A 20366-nucleotide genomic window follows, 5' to 3' on the forward strand; every position below is an offset into this window, starting at 1 on the left:
CGGCGCGGCCGTCGAGGTCCGGCCGGGCGTCGCGGCAGGTCCCGAACCGTCCGGCGCGACGGGCCGGTCGACCTGAGACCTGTGTGGGCCGAGTGACCTGAGCGGCGAAAAGCCGAAGAGCGGGCGAACTTTTCCAGTTCGCCCGCTCTTGGCCTGTACTGCTCGGTAACCTCATCGCCCGTGACCAGTCGACAGAGATCATCCGACGTCGCGGGAGACCTCAACTCCCGCGCCCCGCGCCGCCGTACGGTCGTCAAGGCCGCGGCCGCCACCGCCGTCCTCGCCGCCCCGCTCGCGGCCGCTCTGCCCGCCCGCGCCGCCGAGGCGCCCGCCTTCCTGCACGGCGTCGCCTCCGGCGACCCGCTGCCCGACGGCATCCTGCTCTGGACCCGGGTGACGCCCGGCTCCCAGGCAATACCGGGTTCCGGACTCGGCCCGGACACCGAGGTGAGCTGGACCGTCGCCAGGGACAAGGCGTTCACCACGATCGTCACCAAGGGTTCCACCGTCGCGACGGCCGCCTCCGACCACACCGTGAAGGCCGACATCCGCGGCCTCGCTCCCGCCACCGACTACTGGTTCCGCTTCTCGGCGGGCGGCACCGACTCCCCGGCGGCGCGCACCCGCACCGCGCCGGCGGCGGACGCGGCCGTGCCGGGGCTGCGCTTCGGCGTGGTCTCCTGCGCCAACTGGGAGGCCGGCTACTTCTCGGCGTACCGTCACCTCGCGGCGCGCAATGACCTGGACGCCTGGCTGCACCTCGGCGACTACATCTACGAGTACAAGTCCGGCGAGTTCGGGACCCGTGGCACGGTCGTACGGCCGCACTCCCCCGCGAACGAGATCCTCACCCTCGCCGACTACCGCACCCGGCACGGCCGTTACAAGACCGACCCGGACCTCCAGGCCCTGCATCACAAGGCGCCGGTCGTCGCGATCTGGGACGACCACGAGTTCGCGGACAACTCCTGGTCGGGCGGCGCGGTCAACCACACCGAGGGCGCCGAGGGTGCCTGGACGGACCGTCAGGCCGCCGCTAAGCAGGCCTACTTCGAGTGGATGCCGGTCCGCCCGGCCATCGCGGGCACCACCTACCGCAGGCTCCGTTTCGGCAAGCTCGCCGACCTCGCGCTGCTCGACCTGCGCTCCTTCCGGTCGCAGCAGGCGTCCACGGCCAGCGGCTCGGTCGACGACCCGGACCGTACGATCACCGGCCGCGCCCAGCTCGACTGGCTGAAGTCCGGGCTCAAGTCCTCGGACACCACCTGGCGTCTGGTCGGCAACTCGGTGATGATCTCGCCGTTCGCGGTGGGCTCCCTCTCCGCCGACCTGCTCAAGCCGCTCGCCAAGCTGCTCGGTCTCCCGCAGGAGGGCGTCGCTCTCAACACCGACCAGTGGGACGGCTACACCGACGACCGCCGCGAACTGCTCGCGCACCTGCGCTCCAACGCCATCCGCAACACGGTCTTCCTGACCGGTGACATCCACATGGCCTGGGCCAACGACGTGCCGGTGGACGCCGGTACGTACCCGCTGTCCCCCTCCGCCGCCACGGAGTTCGTGGTCACCTCGGTGACCTCCGACAACCTCGACGACTTCGTCAAGGTCCCCGAGGGCGTCGTCTCCGCCATCGCCTCCCCGGTCATCCGCGCGGCCAACCGCCATGTCCACTGGGTCGACACCGACCGCCACGGCTACGGCGTCCTGGACATCACGGCCGACCGCGCGCAGATGGACTACTACGTGCTCTCCGACCGCACGGACCCCGGCGCGACCTCGTCCTGGGCCCGTTCGTACCGAACGCGCAGCGGCACCCAGACGGTGGAGCGGACGTACGACCCGGCGTAGGTCTCCCGGGAGTCCGGAGCGCGGGCCCGTCCGTCGGCCGGACGGGCCCGGCGCCCGCCGGTGACTTGGCTACAGACTTTCGAGGAAGCCGAGCGCCACCTTCCAGGTGGCCTCGGCCGCCTCGGCGTCGTAGTCGGGCAGGCCGGGGTCGGTGTAGAGGTGCCCGGCGCCCGCGTAGCGGTAGATCTCCACGTCGGCTCCGGTTCTCTGCATCCGGAGATACCAGGCGCTCAGCCAGTCGTCCGTCTCGAACTGGTCGGGCTCGGCGACATGGAGCTGGACCGGCAGGTCGTCCACCGACGCGCTCTCGGCGATGTCCGACGTGCCGTGCAGCAGGAGCAGCCCGTGGGCCTTCTCGTCCCCGAGGGCCAGGGTCTGGCCGACCGAGGCGCCGAGGGAGAAGCCCGCGTAGACCAGGCCGCGCTCGGAGTAGGGCGCGGCGGCCAGCACCGCCCGCTTGAGCAGCTCGTCCTTGCCGATCTCGTCGCTGAAGGCCATGCCCTCCTCGACGGTCTCGAAGGTGCGCCCCTCGAAGAGGTCGGGCGTCCACACCTCGTGTCCCGCGGCCCGCAGCCGCTCCGCCGCCGCGCGCACCGCCGGCCGCAGACCGTAGGTCGAGTGAAAGAGCATGATGTTCATGGACCCCATGGTGCCAGCCGGCACCGACAGCGCCGGGCCCCGTACCCCCGTGCCGGGTCCGCCCGGATACCCCGTTCCGCCCCGAGAACACAGGTTCATGACGTCCGTGGCCGGATACGTTCTCAGGCATGGAGAACGTACTGCGCCCGGTGATCGTCGTCGGCGGCTCGGTCGTGCTCACGCTGCTCATCGGGTGGTCCGTGGACCGCCTGTTGCGTCGGGCGGACGACCGGCACAGCGAGACCTCCCTGTGGGGTCTGCTCCGCCGCGGCCGTGTCCCCTTCCAACTGGTCCTGTTCGCGGCCCTGCTCAGAGGCTCGTACGACCAGGCGAAACTGTTGGTGGAACACCGGATCGGCATCGGCCGGACGCTGACCCTGATCCTCATCGGCGCCGCCGCCTGGCTGGTGGTGAGCATCGCCACGGCGGTCGTCGAGACCTCGTACACCCGCTACGCGAACGCGCACCGCGATCCGGCGCGGGTCCGCCGGGTCCGCACCCAGGTCGCGCTGATCCAGCGGGTCGTCACGGCCGTCGTCGGCGTGGTCGCGATCGCCGCGATGCTGCTCACCTTCCCGGCGATGCGCGCGGCCGGGGCCTCGCTGCTGGCCTCGGCCGGGATCCTCGGCATCGTCGCCGGTGTCGCCGCGCAGTCGACTCTCGCGAACCTCTTCGCCGGACTGCAGATCGCGTTCGGCGACATGGTGCGGCTCGGCGACACCGTGGTGGTCGACGGCGAGTGGGGCACGGTCGAGGAGATCACCCTGACGTTCCTGACCGTACGGACGTGGGACGAACGCCGGATCACCATGCCGGTGTCGTACTTCACGTCCAAGCCGTTCGAGAACTGGTCGCGCGGCACCCCGCAGATGACCGGCATCGTCTTCCTGCACGTCGACCACTCCGCTCCGGTGGAGGCGATGCGCGGGAAGCTGCGCGACATCCTGCGCGAGTGCCCCGCCTGGGACGGCCGCGACTACGGCCTCGTCGTCACCGACTCGACGCCCAACACCATGCAGGTGCGCGCCCTGGTCACCGCGAAGGACGCGGACGACATCTGGAAGGTACGGGTCACCGTCCGCGAGGAGCTGATCCGCTGGCTGACCGAACAGCACCCCTACGCGCTGCCCCGCGTCAACACGGCCGACGCGGTGCTGCCCCCGGGGCGGATCGGCCGCCAGGGGCGCGCGGAGCCGGACGGCGCGGCGGCCCGCGCGAACCACGGCCGCCACACCCACGAACCTCCCCGGACAGGCCCGGGCCGCGGCTGACCCCCTGGTCCCGGGACCTGCCGCCCCGCAGCCCCCGGCCGACCCGCACGCCGGCCTGATCCGCCTTGCCCGTCGGGCCTGCCCGACCTAGCGGACAACCCGGACCTGCCCGACCGGACCGATCGGTGGGCGGAGGCGGGCGGGGCCGACGGGCGAAAGCCGGCGGCGGGCGGGTGGTGACCAGCGGTCGGCGGGCGAGAGCGCGCGGTCGGCGAGCGAGAGCCGGCGGTCGGCGAGCGGCGGGCGAGAGCTGGCGGCCGGTGGGCGGCGGGCGAGAGCTGGCGGCCGGTGGGCGGTCAGCGGAGGCTGCGGACGTCGAGGTGTCTCAGGACGCGGTCCACGATCTCCGGGTCGGCTCCGGGCTCGCTGCGCGCGGACAGCACCTCGTGACGGGCGGCGCTCATCATCTCCCCCTGGATCCGACGCATCCGCTTCATCCGCCGGACCCGCTGCTCATGCGCCTCGCGCCGCTCCTCGTCCCCCATGTCGGGACTGATCCGCACGCCGATCTCGAAGGCCCGGCGCAGCAGTTGCTCGGAGACCTCCTCCGGCAGCTCCTCCACCTCCTCGATCTCCCGCAGCCGCCGCTTCGCGGCCTTGGCGGCCCGTACCGCCAGCTCCTTCTCGAAGGCTTTCTCCACGTCCTCGTCGGCCCGCACCCCGAGCTTTCTGACCAGCCACGGCAGGGTGAGCCCCTGGATCACCAGGGTCGCCATGATCACTCCGAACGCGATGAACACGATCTCGTCCCGGTCGGGGAACGGTGACCCGTCGTCCATCTTCAGCGGAATGGCGAGCGCCAGGGCCACGGAGGCGACCCCGCGCATCCCGGCCCACCACATGACCACGGTCTCCCGCCACGACGTCGGGATCTCCTCGTCGTAGTCCCGCTTGGCGTGCAGCCGCTTGGTGAGCCAGGTCGCGGGCAGCAGCCAGGCCAGGCGTACGAGCACGACCACGACCACGATGGTGGCGGCCCAGCCGAGCATCTCGCCCCAGCGTCCCGCCGCCGTACGGATCGCGTTGTGGAGTTCGAGCCCGATGAGCCCGAACGCGACGCCGGTGACGAGCGTGTCCACCACGTCCCAGACGGTCGACCCGGCGAGCCGGGTCATGACGTCGTCGGCGTCGGTGGCGTACTCCGCGAGGAACAGGGCGGTGGTGAGCACGGCGAGCACCCCCGACCCGTGCAGTTCCTCGGCCAGCACGTAGGCGGCGTACGGCACCAGCAGGGTCAGCCCGATCTGGAGGGTGGCGTCGCCGACGATGGTCATCAGTCTGTTCGCCGCCCACCCGAGGGCGACTCCCATGACGAGCGCGACGACGGCGGAGAGGACGAGGTCGAGTCCGGCCCGCCACGGCGAGAAGCTCCCGCTGACCGCGGCGGCGATCGCGACGTGGTACAGCACGATGGCCGTCACGTCGTTGAAGAGCCCCTCGCCCTCCAGGATCGACACCAGCCGGCGCGGCAGCCCGAGCTGGCCCGCGACGGCGGTCGCCGCGACCGGGTCGGGGGGCGCCACCAGCGCGCCGAGCGCGAAGGCGGCGGCGAGCGGCAGGCCCGGCACGATCGAGCTCGCGACGGCCGCCACGGCCAGCGTGGTGACGAACACCAGCGCCACGGCGAGCAGGAAGATCGGGCGCTTGTTCGCGGCGAACTGTCTCCACGAGGTGCGCCGCACCGCGGCGTACAGCAGCGGCGGCAGCAGCGCGGGCAGGATGAACTCCGGCGGGATGTCCACGTTCGGGACGAAATCCAGCACGGCCAGCACTATGCCGAGCAAGGTCATCAGGACCGGCGCGGGAAGCCCGAACCGCTCTCCCACCGGGACACTGATCACGGCCCCGAGCAGCAGCACGAACAGCAGGGCCAACTGATCCACGGTCAGCGCTCCGGCGGGGTCTAGACGATCACAGACGAACCAGACCCCAAGCGTGCCACGCCCCTACGGCAATCCCCGCTCACAGGGCCTTGCGCATCGCGCGGTGCGGCAGTCCGGCGTCCGCGAACTCCGGGCCGTACGCCACGTACCCGAGCCGCTCGTAGAACCCCAGCGCGTGGGTCTGCGCGTGCAGGTCCACGGCGGCCAGGCCACGCGCGCGGGCCGCGATCTCGATGGCACGGACGAGCGCGGCGCCGACGCCGAGCCCGCGCGCCTCGCGCGTCACGGCGAGCCGCCCGAGCGAGCCGACGGTCAGATCCCCGCCGGCCTTGGCCGCGGCCGCCTCGCCCTCCAGGAGTCGCCCGGTGCCGAGCGGTACGCCGTCCTCGCGGACCGCCAGCACATGCAGGGCGCCGGGGTCGTACGCGTCGTACTCGATGTCCTCCGGGACGCCCTGCTCGCCGACGAAGACGTCCTTGCGCACCGCGAAGCAGGCCTCACGGTCGGCGGGGTCCTCGGCGACCCGCACCTCGTACGCGATGCCTCGCACCGCCGGGCCGGCGCCCGCCGCCCCGTCCGGACCGCCGCTCACGCGTTGCTCTCCTCACGGACCCTGTCGAGCGCCTTCTGCAGGTCCTCGGGGTAGTCGCTCTCGAACTCCACCCAGCTCCCGTCCCCCGGGTGCTCGAAGCCGAGCCGCACCGCGTGCAGCCACTGGCGGGTGAGGCCGAGGCGCTTGGCGAGCGTGGGGTCCGCGCCGTAGGTGAGGTCGCCGACGCAGGGGTGGCGGTGGGCGGCCATGTGGACGCGGATCTGGTGGGTGCGCCCGGTCTCCAGCTTGATGTCGAGCAGGGAGGCGGCACGGAACGCCTCGACCATGTCGTAGTGGGTGACCGAGGGCTTGCCCTCGGCCGTGACCGCCCACTTGTAGTCGTGGTTCGGGTGGCGCCCGATCGGAGCGTCGATGGTGCCGCTGGTCGGGTCCGGGTGGCCCTGCACGAGCGCGTGGTAGCGCTTGTCGACCGTGCGCTCCTTGAACTGGCGCTTGAGCGAGGTGTACGCGTACTCCGACTTGGCGACCGTCATCAGGCCCGAGGTGCCGACGTCGAGGCGGTGCACGATGCCCTGGCGCTCCGCGGCTCCGGAGGTCGAGATCCGGTAGCCGGCGGCCGCGAGACCGCCGATGACGGTCGGTCCCGACCAGCCGGGGCTGGGGTGCGCGGCCACGCCGACGGGCTTGACGATCACGAGCACGTCGTCGTCGTCGTGGATGATCTCCATGCCCTCGACGGGCTCGGCGACGATCTGGACGGGCGCGGGGGCCCCGGGCATCTCGACCTCGAGCCAGGCGCCGCCGTGCACCCGCTCGGACTTGCCGACCACCGAGCCGTCGACCGTGACCTTCCCCGCCGCGGCGAGCTCTGCGGCCTTCGTACGGGAGAAGCCCAGCATGCGGGAGATGGCGGCGTCTACACGCTCGCCCTCCAGGCCGTCGGGCACGGGCAGGGTGCGGATCTCGGGAACGGTGCTCACCCGTCGAGTATGCCGGACGGCTCGGACACCGCCGGACCACAGCCCGAACGCCAGTGCCCGGGGAGACCCGCCCGGCGGCCCCGTACACGGGCCGCGAGCGGCCCGCGGGACGGCGTACGTCAGCCCTTGTGGACCGTGTCTCAGTCCTTGTGGACCGTGCCGTCCGGGTCGAGGCCCCGGAAGGACAGCAGCACGATCAGGATGCCGCCGCAGACGATCGCCGAGTCGGCGAGGTTGAAGACGGCGAAGTGCTTGGGTGCGATGAAGTCCACGACCGCGCCCTCGAAGACGCCGGGCGAGCGGAAGACCCGGTCGGTCAGATTGCCGAGCGCGCCGCCCAGCAGCAGGCCCAGGGCGATGGCCCACGGCACGCTGTAGAGCTTGCGGGCGAGCCGGGCGATGACGACGATCACCGCCGCCGCGATCACCGTGAAGATGATCGTGAACGCCTGGCCGAATCCGAAGGCGGCGCCCGCGTTGCGGATCGCCTCGAACTTCAGCCAGTCCCCGATGATCTCGATCGAGTCGTGGTGCTCCAGCTTCGCCACCACGATCATCTTGCTGACGAGATCGAGGGCGTACGCCAGGACGGCCACCGTGAAGAGCACGGCGATCCTGCGCTTGCCCCTGGGCCGCTCCGCCGGGTCCGGCGCGCCGGCGCCGGACCGGTCGCCGGACGCCGCGTTCCCGTCGGACTGCTCCGGCCCGGCCCCCGCCGCCCCTGGAATGTCCGGCGTACCGATGATGCGCTCCGCCTCTGCCACGTGAGTGAGTCCCTCGACCTAGGTTCCTGACTGAGGACGAGGGTACGGCACACGCTCCTGGGCCCACATGCTCAGGAGCGCTCACGGACGGCGAGGCGGCGGCGCTCCCGCGCGGTGCCCCGGGTTCAGTGCCGGCGTTCCTGCTTCTGCTTGCACTCGACGCACAGGGTGGCGCGCGGGAAGGCCTGCATGCGGGCCTTCCCGATGGCGTTGCCGCAGTTCTCGCAGAGCCCGTAGGTGCCCGCGTCGAGGCGGTCCAGGGCGCGCTCGGTCTGCTCCAGCATCTCGCGCGCGTTCGAGTTGAGCGCCATCTCGTGCTCGCGTGTGATGTTTTTCGTGCCGGTGTCCGCCTGGTCGTCGCCCGCGCCGTCACCGGAGTCCCGCATCAGTCCCGCGAGCGCCTCCTCGGACGACGAGATCTCGGTGCGCAGCCGCAGCGCCTCCGACTGGAGCTCCGCGCGGGCCGCCCCGACCTCCTCCGGTGTCCAGGGGTCCTCCCCAGGCCGCACCGCGAGCTCGCCGGGCTCCAGCGCGGCGATCCTCGCCTTGGGAACCGCAGTGGCCTTCTTCGCGGCCGTGGCCGTGCCACGGGTCTTCTTCGCAACCACTGTCGTGGCTCCCGTCGTCTTCGCGGCCTCGGCCGCGCCCTGGGCCGCGGAAGCGGCCGCCTTCTTGGCCGTACCGGTGCTCTTCCTCGCCGTGCCGCTGGTCTTCCCGGCCGCGGATTTCCTGGACGCGGGTTTCCCCGCCGCTGTGGCCGCCTTCTTCGCGGTGGTCTTCTTGGCGGCCGGTTTCTTGGCCGCCGCCTTCGAGGACGGGGTCTTCGGGGACGCCGATTTCGTGGCAGCCGTCTTCAAGGACATCGCCTCGCCCGTCGCGGGGGCCGTCCGCGCGTCTTTCCCACCCTCGTTCCTGGCCGCCGCACTCGTGGATCTGCCGGACGCCGACTGCTGTACGGCGGTCTTCTTCGCCACCATGGCCGCGGCCCCTTCACATATTGTGATCTTGCTCGCGAATCGTGCTGGGACGATAAATCGACTTCTGGCCCGCGGCAACGGGGCCCGCCCACGATTCGCCCGCCATGCGAGCCCCGCACGGCGAGTCTGCATGCGTTGTGCCCAGCTCCCCGCCGGGTAATCCGCCGGACCCGTTGTCCCGGGATCCGGACGCGCGCGCCTCGCCATTCGGGTCACCGCGCAGGCCACGGCGATGCCCGGGAAAACCGGTCGGCCGCTGTCCCCGGCGCGCCGTACACTGGGCGGAGCGAGAAGCGTGGATGGGGACGAGTAGCGGCGTACGCGGCCAGGAGCGACCCGGGGACGGTGGAAGCCCGGGGGCGAGCGCGACGTGAAGATCACCCCGGAGCCGCCGGAAGAACACCCCTCTGGGGCCAGTAGACCCGGCATCGCGACCCCAATGAGGGGGCTCACCGACGCGAACGGCGCATCGGGGAGCCAAGGAGGGTGGTACCGCGGGAGCGCGCCGCACACGGCGTCCGTAGCAAGACGGCTCTCGTCCCTCCGACGGAAGGCAGAAAGTCCGTTGGAGGAAGCTCGCCGATGACAGCGCCGACGTACCGCCAGGTGCCCGCCCAGGTCGACCTGCCCGCCCTCGAGCACGCCGTGCTCGATTTCTGGCGCGAGCAGAAGATCTTCGCCAAGAGCCTTGAGCAGTCCGAGGGCCGGCCGGAGTGGGTGTTCTACGAAGGTCCGCCCACCGCCAATGGCATGCCGGGCGCCCACCACATCGAAGCGCGCGTCTTCAAGGACGTCTTCCCGCGCTTCCGCACCATGCGCGGCTACCACGTGGGCCGCAAGGCCGGGTGGGACTGCCACGGCCTCCCGGTGGAGCTCGCGGTCGAGAAGGAACTCGGCTTCACCGGCAAGCAGGACATCGAGGCGTACGGCATCGCCGAGTTCAACGACCGGTGCCGCCAGTCCGTGACCCGCCACACCGACGCGTTCACCGAGCTGACGAACCGCATGGGCTACTGGGTCGACCTCGACGACGCCTACCGGACCATGGACCCCGAGTACATCGAGTCCGTGTGGTGGTCGCTCAAGGAGATCTTCAACAAGGGCCTGCTGGTCCAGGACTACCGCGTGGCGCCCTGGTGTCCGCGCGACGAGACGGGCCTCTCGGACCACGAGCTGGCCCAGGGCTACGAGACCATCGTCGACCCCTCCGTGTACGTCCGTTTCCCGCTCACCTCCGGTCCGCTGGCCGGCCGGGCCGCGCTCCTGGTGTGGACGACCACGCCGTGGACGCTGGTCTCCAACACCGCGGTCGCCGCCCACCCCGGCGTCACCTATGTCGTCGTGACGAACGGCGAGGAGCAGCTCGTCGTCGCGCAGCCGCTCGTCGAGAAGGCGCTCGGCGAGGGCTGGGAGACCACGGGCGAGTCCTTCACGGGTGCCGAGATGGAGCGCTGGACGTATCAACGTCCGTTCGAGCTCGTCGAGTTCCCCGAGGACGCCCACTTCGTGGTCAACGCCGAGTACGTGACGACCGAGGACGGTACGGGTCTGGTCCACCAGTCCCCCGCCTTCGGCGAGGACGACCTCAAGGTCTGCCGCGCGTACGGCCTCCCGGTCGTGAACCCGGTCCGCACCGACGGCACCTTCCAGGAGGACGTCCCGCTCGTGGGCGGCGTCTTCTTCAAGAAGGCGGACGAAAAGCTCACCGAGGACCTCCAGAGCCGCGGCCTGCTCTTCAAGCACGTGCCGTACGAGCACAGTTACCCGCACTGCTGGCGCTGCCACACCGCGCTCCTGTACTACGCGCAGCCGTCCTGGTACATCCGCACCACGGCCGTCAAGGACCGCCTCCTGGAGGAGAACGAGGGGACCAACTGGTTCCCCGAGTCGGTCAAGCACGGCCGCTTCGGCGACTGGCTGAACAACAACATCGACTGGGCGCTCTCGCGCAGCCGTTACTGGGGCACCCCGCTCCCGCTCTGGACCTGCGAGGAGGGCCACCTCACCTGTATCGGCTCGCGCGCCGAACTGTCCGAGCTGACCGGCACCGACCAGTCGGAGCTGGACCCGCACCGCCCGTACATCGACGCGGTGACCTTCCCGTGCCCCGAGGGCGGCTGCGGCCTGACGGCGACCCGCGTCCCGGAGGTCATCGACGCCTGGTACGACTCGGGTTCGATGCCGTTCGCGCAGTGGGGCTACCCGTACAAGAACAAGGAGATCTTCGAGAGCCGCTACCCGGCGCAGTTCATCTCGGAGGCCATCGACCAGACCCGCGGCTGGTTCTACACGCTGATGGCCGTCGGCACCCTGGTGTTCGACAAGTCCTCGTACGAGAACGTCGTGTGCCTCGGCCACATCCTCGCCGAGGACGGCCGCAAGATGTCCAAGCACCTGGGCAACATCCTCCAGCCGATCCCGCTGATGGACCAGCACGGAGCCGACGCGGTGCGCTGGTTCATGGCGGCCGGCGGCTCCCCGTGGGCGGCCCGGCGCGTGGGCCACGGCACCATCCAGGAGGTCGTCCGCAAGACGCTCCTCACCTACTGGAACACCGTCGCCTTCCAGGCGCTGTACGCCCGCACCTCCAACTGGGCGCCCAGCGCGGCCGATCCGGCCCCGGCCGACCGTCCGGTGCTCGACCGCTGGCTGCTCTCCGAACTCCACGCGCTCACCGACCAGGTGACGCAGGCCCTGGAGGCGTACGACACCCAGCGGGCCGGAAAGCTCCTGTCGGCGTTCGTCGACGACCTCTCGAACTGGTACGTCCGCCGCTCCCGCCGGCGCTTCTGGCAGGGCGACAAGGCCGCGCTGCGCACGCTGCACGAGGTCGTGGAGACGGTCACGCGGCTGATGGCCCCGCTGACCCCGTTCATCACCGAGCGGGTCTGGCAGGACCTGGTCGTCCCGGTCACCCCGGACGCCCCCGAGTCCGTGCACCTGTCGACCTGGCCGGAGGCGGACCTGTCCGTCATCGACCCGGAGCTGTCGCGCCAGATGGTGCTGGTACGCCGTCTCGTCGAGCTCGGCCGGGCCACGCGCGCGGAGTCGGGCGTCAAGACCCGTCAGCCGCTGTCCCGCGCGCTGATCGCCGCGACCGGCTTCGCGACGCTGGACTCCGAGCTGCACGCGCAGATCACCGAGGAACTGAACGTGAGTTCCCTCGCGTCGCTCTCCGAGGTCGGCGGCTCACTGGTCGACACGACGGCGAAGGCGAACTTCCGCGCGCTGGGCAAGCGCTTCGGCAAGGGCGTCCAGGATGTGGCGAAGGCCATCGCCGGGGCCGACGCCGCCGCCCTGTCGCTCGCCCTGCGCGAGGGCACCGCGTCGGTCGAGGTCGGCGGCGAGAGCGTGACCCTGGCCCCGGACGAGGTCATCATCACAGAGACCCCGCGCGAGGGCTGGTCGGTGGCGTCCGACTCCGGCGCGACCGTCGCCCTCGACCTGGAGATCACCGAGGAGTTGCGGCAGGCGGGCCTGGCCCGTGACGCGATCCGGCTGATCCAGGAGGCCCGCAAGAACAGCGGCCTGGACGTCGCCGACCGCATCGCGCTCCGCTGGACCTCCACGGACCCGGCGGTCATCGCGGCACTCGGCGAGCACACCGGTCTCATCGCCGACGAGGTGCTCGCCACGGACTTCGCCCAGGGCGAGGCCGACGGCGCCTACGGGGAGCCGTTCACCGACGAGGGTCTGTCCCTGGTGTTCCGCCTCCGCAAGGCGTAGCGAGGACCGGCTCACTCGCCCCGGAAGGCCCGGGGCCACCAGGATGTCCTGGTGGCCCCGGGCCTTCGCCGTCCGTCCGGGCCGAGCCGGGGCCTTCGGCGTCGCTTCTCCGGGCTGAACCCGGACCTTCGGGGGTGTGACCGGGACGACCCTGTGACCCGGACGACTCTGTGACCGGGACGACCCTGTGACCCGGACGATCCCCGGGTTCGGCGCTCCGCGCTCCTGTGACACGCGCCGCGGGCACCTCGTACGAGAGCCGTACGGCAGGCCCCTGGCGCCCTGCCGCCCCGCACAGCCCGTACGGGCGCCCGCTGGCCCCGTACACGCGCCGGTGGACCGCACAAAAGGGCGGGGCCCCCGGAATCCGGGGGCCCCGCCCTGAACGCTGCCGACGCCTAAGGCGTGCTCACGGCCGTCAGTTGTCGTCCTCGTCGATGAGGAACCCGCGCATCGGCGAGGGTGCCTGCTGCATCGGCGACGGGCCCTGGGGCCGCACCGGAGCCATCGGCTGGGTCATCGCGGGAGACATCTGCTGCTGCCCGCCGTACGACGGTCCGCCCTGCGACGGTCCGCCCATGCCCGGGTTGCCGCCGTAGGACGGCAGACCGGCGCCCGCGGGAGCCATGGAGGGCGCGGAGGACGACGGCAGGGAAGCCGTGGCCGGGGTGCGCGGCGGGGCGAGCGAGTCGTCCGCCTGCGTCTCCAGCTGGCGCAGCTGCGACTCCAGGTAGGACTTCAGACGCGTGCGGTACTCGCGCTCGAAGCCGCGCAGGTCCTCGACCTTGCGCTCCAGCGTGGCGCGGGCGGACTCCAGGGAGCCCATCGCGACGCGGTGCTTCTCCTGCGCGTCCCGCTCCAGGGCGTCGGCCTTGGCACGGGCGTCGCGCTCCAGACCCTCGGCGCGGCTGCGGGCCTCACCGACGATCTTGTTGGCCTCGGAGCGCGCCTCGGCGATCGCCTGGTCGGCGGTCTGCTGAGCCAGCGAGAGGACACGAGCGGCGCTGTCGCCACCGGGACCCTGCTGCGGCATCTGCTGGCCGTGGCCGCCCATGGGGCCACCCATGGGTCCGCCCATCGGGCCGCCCATCTGCTGCATCTGCTGCATCTGACCGGGACCCTGGCCCATGGGGCCTTGACCCATCGGACCCTGACCCATGGGGCCCTGGCCCATCGGACCCTGACCCATCGGACCCTGACCCATGGGGCCCTGACCCATCTGGCCCTGGCCCATCGGACCCTGACCCATCGGACCCTGGCCCATCGGACCCTGACCCATGGGGCCCTGACCCATCTGGCCCATCGGACCCTGACCCATCGGACCCTGACCCATGGGGCCCTGGCCCTGCTGGCCGCCCTGGCCGCTGGGGCCCGGGGGAAGCTGCGGCGCACCGCTCGGGAGCTGGGGCGGGCCACCCATGGGGCCCCCCATTCCCTGCGGCGGGCCCGATATGCCGGCGGGCACAGGAGCGCCGGGCCCTCGCATACCCTGCGGCGGGCCCTGCTGGTCCTGCTGCTCGGGCGGTTTGCGCATACCCTGCTGCTGCTGGTTCTGCGCGGCCGCGCGCGTGGCGGCGGCCAGCTTGGCGCGCAGGTCCTCGTTCTCGCGGAGCAGGCGAGTCAGTTCGGCTTCGACCTCGTCGAGGAAGGCATCGACCTCGTCCTCGTCATAGCCTTCTCGGAGGCGGACGGTCGTGAACTGCTTGTTCCGCACGTCCTCGGGGGTCAACGGCATCTCTTCACCTCAACGTAGTCGTCGGCATTCGGCAAGACCGTATCGTTCACAGCCGGCTCACGACGGAGATCAGGATGTAGACGATGATCATCAGTACGAAGAAGGACAGGTCAAGCGCCACGCCCCCGAGACGCAGCGGCGGAATGAACCGCCGCAGAAGCTTGAGCGGTGGATCGGTGACAGTGTAGGTGGCCTCCAGAACGACCACCATCGCCTTGCCGGGTTGCCATGAGCGGGCGAACTGGAAGACGTAGTCCATGACCAACCGGAAAATCAGCACGATGAGGAAGCACATCAGCGCGAAGTAGAAAACCTGCCCGACCACGCTCATGATCCGTGCTTCCCTCTCCCCTGTTTCCCATGCGGTGTTTCCGGTCCTGCGTCTCAGCTCTGGTTGAAGAACCCGCCCTCTGCGATGCGGGCCTTGTCCTCCGCCGTGACATCGACGTTAGCAGGCGACAACAGGAACACCTTCTGCGTCACCCGCTCGATGCTGCCGTGGAGCCCGAACACCAAACCGGCCGCGAAGTCGACAAGTCGCTTCGCGTCGGTGTCGTCCATCTCCGTCAGGTTCATGATCACCGGAGTGCCCTCACGGAAGTGTTCCCCGATGGTACGGGCCTCGTTGTAGGTCCGGGGGTGCAGCGTGGTGATCCGGTACGGCTCTCGTTCCGACACGACCTTGGGCATGATCACCGGGGCGTTCTTCTCCAGGCTCTGACGTTCTTGTGTGATGGACGCCACGGGGGCGATGCGCGCCGGACGCCCGGACTCCGCGGCGAGCGAGGCGGAATGCGGCACCGGGTCGCGCGGCGCCGGGGGCTGTACCACTCGTACCGATTCGTCCCGTTGGGACGAGTGCGCCTGATGTGACTGGTGCGGCGGCTCATGCCGTCGCCGGTCCCGCTCGGGCTCCGGGTCCAGCTCGGGCTCGAAGTCGTCGTCGGGGTCGAATCCCCTGCCGTCGTACCCATCGTCCTCCACGAGGCCGAGGTAGACCGCCATCTTGCGCATCGCGCCGGCCATGCTCTGAGTCCTCCGCTCTGTGGTGGATCGGCTGACGAGTTGCCAAGTGCCCGCGATCCACGAGGTCGTTATGCCCGCATTTGGCGGTAATGACCATATTTTCTGCTGTGGTCCGACTTCTTGGCGACGTTACCCGAGGCCGGGTCGGACTCCGAGTACCGCAGTACCGACGCGTACATGTGTCGCTCCGGCTGCCACAGCCTGTTCGAGGTCCGAGCTCATCCCTGCCGAGACCATGTTCGCAGCCGGATGAGCCCGGCGCACGGCAGTCGACAAATCCATCAGCCGCTCGAACGCCTGTTGTTGGCGCCCCGCGTACTCCCCGGTGAGCGGAGCGACGGTCATCAGTCCGTCGAGCCGGAGCCCCGGGGCCCCCGCGACGAGGTCGGCCAACTCCTCGATCCCGCCGACCCCCACTCCTCCCCGCTCGCCCCGGCCGCTCTCCTGCGCGTCCAGCGCGACCTGGATGAGGCACCCCACTTCGCGCTCCGCCCGCACCGCTTCCTTCGACAGGGCCGCGACGAGTCGGGAACGGTCGACGGACTGCACGAAATCCGCGTAACCGACCACAGAACGCACCTTGTTGGTCTGCAATTGACCGACAAAATGCCACAACAGGGGCAGGTCCGAGCACTCCGCGGCCTTGGGTGCCGCGTCCTGATCCCGGTTCTCGGCCACATGACGCACACCGAGTCCCGACAGGATCCGCACATCGCTCGCGGGATAGGTCTTGGTGACCACGATCAGGGTCACCTCTTCGCGCTTGCGCCCGGCGGCCCCGCATGCCGCCGCGATACGTTCTTCCACTTTCGCCAGGTTCGCGGCGAGTTGAGCCTTACGGTCCGTCATGTCCCATCAGTCCAGCCAGACATAGCCCGCGAGCCGCCCGGTGGTGCGGTCCCGTCGGTACGAGAAGTGGTCCCCCGATTCGATCGTGCACACCGGCGACTGCTCCCGGTCGCGCACTCCGAGCCGTTCCAACTGCGCGTGCACTCCGGCGGTCACATCGACCGCGGGTGTCCCCCAGCGGGTCTCCGCGTATGCCGCGGGCTCGACGGCGGCGACCTCGGCGCGCATCGCCTCCGGCACCTCGTAGCACCCTCCGCAGACGGCGGGGCCGGTGCGGGCGACGATCCTGGCCGGATCGGCGCCGAGTTCCACCATGGCCCGTACGGCCGCGGGGACCACACCGGCGACCATGCCGGGCCGTCCCGCGTGCGCGGCGGCCGCCACACCGGCGACGGGGTCGGCCAGCAGGACGGGCGTGCAGTCGGCGGTGAGGACCGCGAGCGCGAGCCCCCGCCGTGCCGTGACGACCGCGTCGACGGAGGGGATCTCCGAGGCGCCCCAGGGCGCCTCGACGACGGCCACGTCCGGCCCGTGCACCTGGTTCATCCAGACGACCAGGGCCGGGTCGAGCCCGAGCGCCTTCGCGGCCAGTTCCCGGTTGGCACGTACGGCGTCGGGGTCGTCGCCGACCGCTCCGCCGAGGTTGAGCTCCTCGTACGGAACGGCGCTCACCCCGCCCCACCTGTCGGTGAAGGCGAAGTGGGCGCCGCCCACGGTGCTCGTTTCGGAGCGCTGTCCTATCACTTCAGGAAGTCCGGCACGTCCAGTTCCTCGGCCGCGCTGTCCGAGTAGGAGCGGGACGGCGGGACCGGCGGGGACACCGGCAGCTCGCTGACCGGCTCCGGAGCGGGCTCCGGGGCGACCTCCTTGGGCGTCACGCTGCCGAGCGACCCGAAGGACGGGCGGCTCTCGGCGGGGCGCGACGGAGCGGGCTCCTCGCGTCGGGTGGAGGTCGAGCCGAGGACGTTGTCCCGCTTGGCCGGCGGCTGGCCGCCGTCGAAGCCGGCGGCGATGACGGTGACCCGCACCTCGTCGCCGAGGGCGTCGTCGATGACCGCGCCGAAGATGATGTTGGCCTCGGGGTGCGCGGCCTCGCTGACCAGCTGGGCGGCTTCGTTGATCTCGAACAGGCCGAGGTCGGAGCCACCGGAGATGGAGAGCAGGACGCCGCGGGCGCCGTCGATGGAGGCCTCGAGGAGGGGCGAGGAGATCGCCATCTCGGCCGCCGCCACCGCGCGGTCGTCGCCGCGGGCCGAGCCGATGCCCATGAGCGCCGAACCGGCCTCGGACATCACGGACTTGACGTCGGCGAAGTCGAGGTTGATCAGACCGGGCGTGGTGATGAGGTCGGTGATGCCCTGAACACCGGAGAGCAGGACCTGGTCCGCCGACTTGAAGGCGTCGAGGACCGAGACCTGGCGGTCCGAGATGGACAGCAGCCGGTCGTTCGGGATGACGATGAGGGTGTCGACCTCTTCGCGGAGTTCCGCGATGCCGTCCTCTGCCTGGTTGGCGCGGCGCCGGCCCTCGAAGGTGAACGGGCGGGTGACCACGCCGATGGTGAGGGCGCCCAGCGAGCGGGCGATGTTGGCCACGACGGGCGCGCCGCCGGTTCCTGTGCCGCCGCCCTCTCCGGCCGTCACGAAGACCATGTCGGCCCCCTTGAGGACCTCCTCGATCTCCTCACGGTGGTCCTCGGCGGCCTTGCGGCCGACTGCCGGGTTGGCTCCGGCCCCGAGGCCGCGCGTGAGTTCCCGGCCGACGTCGAGCTTGACGTCGGCGTCGCTCATCAACAGCGCCTGAGCGTCGGTGTTGATGGCGATGAACTCGACGCCCTTGAGACCGACCTCGATCATCCGGTTGATGGCATTGACACCACCGCCGCCGACACCGATGACTTTGATGACTGCGAGGTAGTTCTGCGGTGCTGCCACGTCGAAGGCCTCTCGCCTCGAGTTACGTGTCGTCGCCTCGCACGCTCGCGATCCGACGACTGATGCCGAATGGGACGGTCCGAACGCCGACCCGAACCCTAACGCTGAAGTTTAGGGTTACCAGTGTGTCTGTTCCTTGGACTCTCCGAACAGGACACTAAGTCGACAAGTGGCGCACGTTCAACGAACACGCCGAACCTCCCGTTTTTCTTTTCACCCTATGTGATCAGGCGCAGCAGTGCCCAACCAGGGTGCTGGCCTGCATCGATGCGGGTCAACTGCCCGACGATGCGGGGGCGGTGGGGGCACTTACGTCGAAGTGCCGGGCCCCGGGATCGGCTTTCATGAGAGCAAGGAGCGTCCTGGCCTTCGCGCGGCCCTTCTCGGCGCTGCCCCAGTCGACGGTCCGGCCGCCCGCCAGTTCCAGCGAGACGGCGTCGTAGGAACGGACCTTGACGGTACGGGTGTCACGGGCGACGACATCCGGAATGTCCTGGGCGATCCGCACGGCTTCCCGCACCAGCCGGTCGACGGGGAAGCGGCCCGGCGCGGCGCGCTTCGACACCGCCAATTCCAGTACGGGCACGCCCTTCGGGGCATCGGGAACCGTCGCGAACCGCACCCCCTTGGCATCCACTTCGATGAAGTTTGCGCCCTTTTTGACGATCAGGACCGGAGTACGTTCGGTCACTTTCAGATCGATTCCATGCGGCCACGATCGAACAACGTCAACCGCGTCAATTCGGGGCAATTTCCTGAGCAATCGCGCCTCGATCGCGTCCGTGTCGACGGAGATCAGCGGGGATCCGACCGGAACCTCGGCCGCTTCCCGCACCTGGCCGGCCGTCAGCACCCGCGTCCCGGAAACCGCCACACGCTCCGTGCGCAGCCAGGCGGAGCCGTAGACGATCCACACCGCGGCGGACCCGGCCAACACCACGGCGATCAAAAGGATGATGAGCCTATGAAGGCGACGGAGCCGCCCGATGAGGGGCGGCCGGGGCGGGCCGGACTCCAGCTTCTGCCGTTCACCGCGCTCGGCGGTCGTCGGTCCGGCCACGCTCCCTGCCTTCCCTCATGCGGTCCTAGCGGTGGCGCGAGGCGATCGCCTCGTACACCATGCCGACGAGCAGGTCGTCGGCGTCCCGGCGGCCGAACTCGCTGGCGGCACGCGACATCTCGTACAGCCGGTGCGGGTCGGCGAGCACGGGCAGCACGTTCTGCTGCACCCACTGCGGGGTCAGCTCCGCGTCGTCGACCAGCAGTCCACCGCCGGCCTTGACCACCGGCTGGGCGTTCAGCCGCTGTTCGCCGTTGCCGATGGGCAGCGGGACGTAGGCGGCGGGCAGTCCGACGGCGGAGAGCTCGGCGACGGTCATCGCGCCCGAGCGGCAGAGCATCATGTCGGCCGCGGCGTACGCGAGATCCATCCGGTCCACGTACGATACCGGGACGTACGGGGGCATTCCCGGCATCTGGTGCACCTGCGGCAGTTCGTTCTTCGGACCCACCACGTGCAGGATCTGGATCCCGGCCTGCTGGAGGTACGGAGCCGCCTGCTGGACCACCTCGTTGAGGCGGCGGGCGCCCTGCGAGCCGCCCGACACGAGGAGCGTCGGCAGGTTCGGGTCGAGCCCGAACGCGGCGCGCGCCTCGGGCCGTACCGCCGCGCGGTCCAGGGTGGCGATGGAGCGGCGCAGCGGGATGCCGATGTAACGGGCCCCCCGGAGCTTGCTGTCGGGCGTGGAGACGGCGACCTGGGCCGCGTACCGCGATCCGATCTTGTTGGCGAGGCCGGGGCGGGCGTTGGCCTCGTGGATGACGATCGGCACACCGAGGCGCTTGGCCGCCAGGTAGCCGGGCAGGGCGACATAGCCGCCGAAGCCGACGACCGCGTCCGCCTTGGTCCGCTCCATGATCTGCTCGACAGCCTTGATCGTGCCGCGCAGCCGTCCAGGGACGGTGATCAGCTCGGGGGTGGGCTTGCGCGGCAGCGGCACGGCGGGGATCAGCGCGAGTTCGTAGCCGCGCTCGGGTACGAGCCGGGTCTCGAGTCCGCGTTCCGTGCCCAGGGCCGTGATTCCCACGGTCGGGTCCTGCCTGCGCAGGGCATCCGCGAGGGCGAGCGCGGGCTCGATGTGGCCGGCGGTCCCCCCGCCGGCGAGTACGACATGCACCGAA

General features: G+C 70.8%; 17 protein-coding genes. 3 read left to right on the top strand and 14 right to left on the bottom strand.

Annotated elements, in window-relative coordinates; all coding sequences use genetic code 11:
* Nucleotides 1-180 precede the first annotated feature (180 nt).
* Nucleotides 181-1848 carry an alkaline phosphatase D family protein gene (locus ACIQRL_RS01725; protein ID WP_401325619.1) on the top strand — a complete coding sequence of 556 codons (1668 nt, stop codon included), beginning with the start codon at nucleotides 181-183 and terminating at the stop codon, nucleotides 1846-1848.
* Nucleotides 1849-1917: 69 nt separating this feature from the next.
* On the opposite strand, the gene ACIQRL_RS01730 is transcribed toward ACIQRL_RS01725, so the two are convergent.
* Complete coding sequence (locus tag ACIQRL_RS01730) at nucleotides 1918-2487, bottom strand: dienelactone hydrolase family protein (protein ID WP_401325622.1); 570 nt, start codon at nucleotides 2485-2487, stop codon at nucleotides 1918-1920.
* A 128-nt stretch (nucleotides 2488-2615) separates the two neighbouring features.
* On the opposite strand from ACIQRL_RS01730, the gene ACIQRL_RS01735 reads away from it, so the two are divergent.
* Complete coding sequence (locus ACIQRL_RS01735) at nucleotides 2616-3758, top strand: mechanosensitive ion channel family protein (RefSeq protein WP_401325623.1); 1143 nt, start codon at nucleotides 2616-2618, stop codon at nucleotides 3756-3758.
* 296 nt (nucleotides 3759-4054) lie between these two features.
* Here the strand turns inward: ACIQRL_RS01735 and ACIQRL_RS01740 are convergent, their stop codons facing one another.
* From ACIQRL_RS01740 to ACIQRL_RS01760, 5 genes are all read right to left on the bottom strand, one after another.
* A complete protein-coding gene (locus ACIQRL_RS01740; protein ID WP_401325626.1) occupies nucleotides 4055-5641 on the bottom strand; it encodes a Na+/H+ antiporter in 1587 nt (528 codons plus the stop codon).
* A gap of 79 nt (nucleotides 5642-5720) precedes the next feature.
* Nucleotides 5721-6191, bottom strand: a complete 471-nt coding sequence (locus ACIQRL_RS01745) for a GNAT family N-acetyltransferase (protein ID WP_401328001.1) — start codon at nucleotides 6189-6191, stop codon at nucleotides 5721-5723.
* A gap of 38 nt (nucleotides 6192-6229) precedes the next feature.
* Nucleotides 6230-7174 carry an RluA family pseudouridine synthase gene (locus ACIQRL_RS01750; protein ID WP_401325628.1) on the bottom strand — a complete coding sequence of 315 codons (945 nt, stop codon included), beginning with the start codon at nucleotides 7172-7174 and terminating at the stop codon, nucleotides 6230-6232.
* Between the two features lie 140 nt (nucleotides 7175-7314).
* Nucleotides 7315-7938 carry a signal peptidase II gene (lspA, locus tag ACIQRL_RS01755; RefSeq protein WP_401325630.1) on the bottom strand — a complete coding sequence of 208 codons (624 nt, stop codon included), beginning with the start codon at nucleotides 7936-7938 and terminating at the stop codon, nucleotides 7315-7317.
* Nucleotides 7939-8063: 125 nt separating this feature from the next.
* Entirely contained in the window at nucleotides 8064-8915 is an 852-nt protein-coding gene (locus ACIQRL_RS01760; RefSeq protein WP_401325632.1) for a TraR/DksA family transcriptional regulator, read from the bottom strand.
* A gap of 582 nt (nucleotides 8916-9497) precedes the next feature.
* Between ACIQRL_RS01760 and ileS the strand changes: the two genes are divergently transcribed.
* On the top strand, nucleotides 9498-12641 hold the full coding sequence (gene ileS / locus ACIQRL_RS01765; RefSeq protein WP_401325635.1) for an isoleucine--tRNA ligase: 3144 nt from the start codon (nucleotides 9498-9500) through the stop codon (nucleotides 12639-12641).
* 418 nt (nucleotides 12642-13059) lie between these two features.
* Here the strand turns inward: ileS and ACIQRL_RS01770 are convergent, their stop codons facing one another.
* The 8 genes from ACIQRL_RS01770 to murG all read right to left on the bottom strand — a co-directional run bounded on the left by ACIQRL_RS01770 (nucleotide 13060) and on the right by murG (nucleotide 20362).
* Nucleotides 13060-14376, bottom strand: a complete 1317-nt coding sequence (locus tag ACIQRL_RS01770) for a DivIVA domain-containing protein (RefSeq protein ID WP_401325638.1) — start codon at nucleotides 14374-14376, stop codon at nucleotides 13060-13062.
* A gap of 46 nt (nucleotides 14377-14422) precedes the next feature.
* Nucleotides 14423-14707, bottom strand: a complete 285-nt coding sequence (locus ACIQRL_RS01775; protein ID WP_401325641.1) for a YggT family protein — start codon at nucleotides 14705-14707, stop codon at nucleotides 14423-14425.
* 53 nt (nucleotides 14708-14760) lie between these two features.
* Complete coding sequence (locus ACIQRL_RS01780; protein WP_401325643.1) at nucleotides 14761-15402, bottom strand: cell division protein SepF; 642 nt, start codon at nucleotides 15400-15402, stop codon at nucleotides 14761-14763.
* 129 nt (nucleotides 15403-15531) lie between these two features.
* Nucleotides 15532-16251, bottom strand: coding sequence for a YggS family pyridoxal phosphate-dependent enzyme (locus tag ACIQRL_RS01785; RefSeq protein ID WP_401325646.1), 720 nt, complete (start codon nucleotides 16249-16251; stop codon nucleotides 15532-15534).
* A 6-nt stretch (nucleotides 16252-16257) separates the two neighbouring features.
* The gene (gene pgeF / locus ACIQRL_RS01790) at nucleotides 16258-16995 is read right to left on the bottom strand and encodes a peptidoglycan editing factor PgeF (protein ID WP_401325648.1); all 738 of its coding nucleotides are present in this window, start codon (nucleotides 16993-16995) and stop codon (nucleotides 16258-16260) included.
* A complete protein-coding gene (ftsZ, locus tag ACIQRL_RS01795; protein ID WP_401325650.1) occupies nucleotides 16992-18185 on the bottom strand; it encodes a cell division protein FtsZ in 1194 nt (397 codons plus the stop codon). The genes pgeF and ftsZ overlap by 4 nt, the downstream gene beginning before the upstream one ends.
* Nucleotides 18186-18459: 274 nt before the next feature.
* On the bottom strand, nucleotides 18460-19245 hold the full coding sequence (locus ACIQRL_RS01800; RefSeq protein WP_401325653.1) for a cell division protein FtsQ/DivIB: 786 nt from the start codon (nucleotides 19243-19245) through the stop codon (nucleotides 18460-18462).
* 25 nt (nucleotides 19246-19270) lie between these two features.
* On the bottom strand, nucleotides 19271-20362 hold the full coding sequence (gene murG / locus ACIQRL_RS01805) for an undecaprenyldiphospho-muramoylpentapeptide beta-N-acetylglucosaminyltransferase (protein ID WP_401325655.1): 1092 nt from the start codon (nucleotides 20360-20362) through the stop codon (nucleotides 19271-19273).
* Between the last annotated feature and the right edge of the window lie 4 nt (nucleotides 20363-20366).

The sequence above is a fragment of the Streptomyces sp. NPDC091209 genome (assembly GCF_044757755.1).
Taxonomy (GTDB): Bacteria; Actinomycetota; Actinomycetes; order Streptomycetales; family Streptomycetaceae; genus Streptomyces.

Excerpts from the sequence above, each read along its gene's own strand:
- ACIQRL_RS01785 (WP_401325646.1), bottom strand. The coding sequence starts at position 16,251 with ATGACGGACCGTAAGGCTCAACTCGCCGCGAACCTGGCGAAAGTGGAA.
- ACIQRL_RS01780 (WP_401325643.1), bottom strand. The coding sequence starts at position 15,402 with ATGGCCGGCGCGATGCGCAAGATGGCGGTCTACCTCGGCCTCGTGGAG.
- ACIQRL_RS01775 (WP_401325641.1), bottom strand. The coding sequence starts at position 14,707 with ATGAGCGTGGTCGGGCAGGTTTTCTACTTCGCGCTGATGTGCTTCCTC.
- ACIQRL_RS01760 (WP_401325632.1), bottom strand. The coding sequence starts at position 8,915 with ATGGTGGCGAAGAAGACCGCCGTACAGCAGTCGGCGTCCGGCAGATCC.
- ACIQRL_RS01770 (WP_401325638.1), bottom strand. The coding sequence starts at position 14,376 with ATGCCGTTGACCCCCGAGGACGTGCGGAACAAGCAGTTCACGACCGTC.
- ACIQRL_RS01730 (WP_401325622.1), bottom strand. The coding sequence starts at position 2,487 with ATGAACATCATGCTCTTTCACTCGACCTACGGTCTGCGGCCGGCGGTG.
- ileS (WP_401325635.1), top strand. The coding sequence starts at position 9,498 with ATGACAGCGCCGACGTACCGCCAGGTGCCCGCCCAGGTCGACCTGCCC.
- ACIQRL_RS01735 (WP_401325623.1), top strand. The coding sequence starts at position 2,616 with ATGGAGAACGTACTGCGCCCGGTGATCGTCGTCGGCGGCTCGGTCGTG.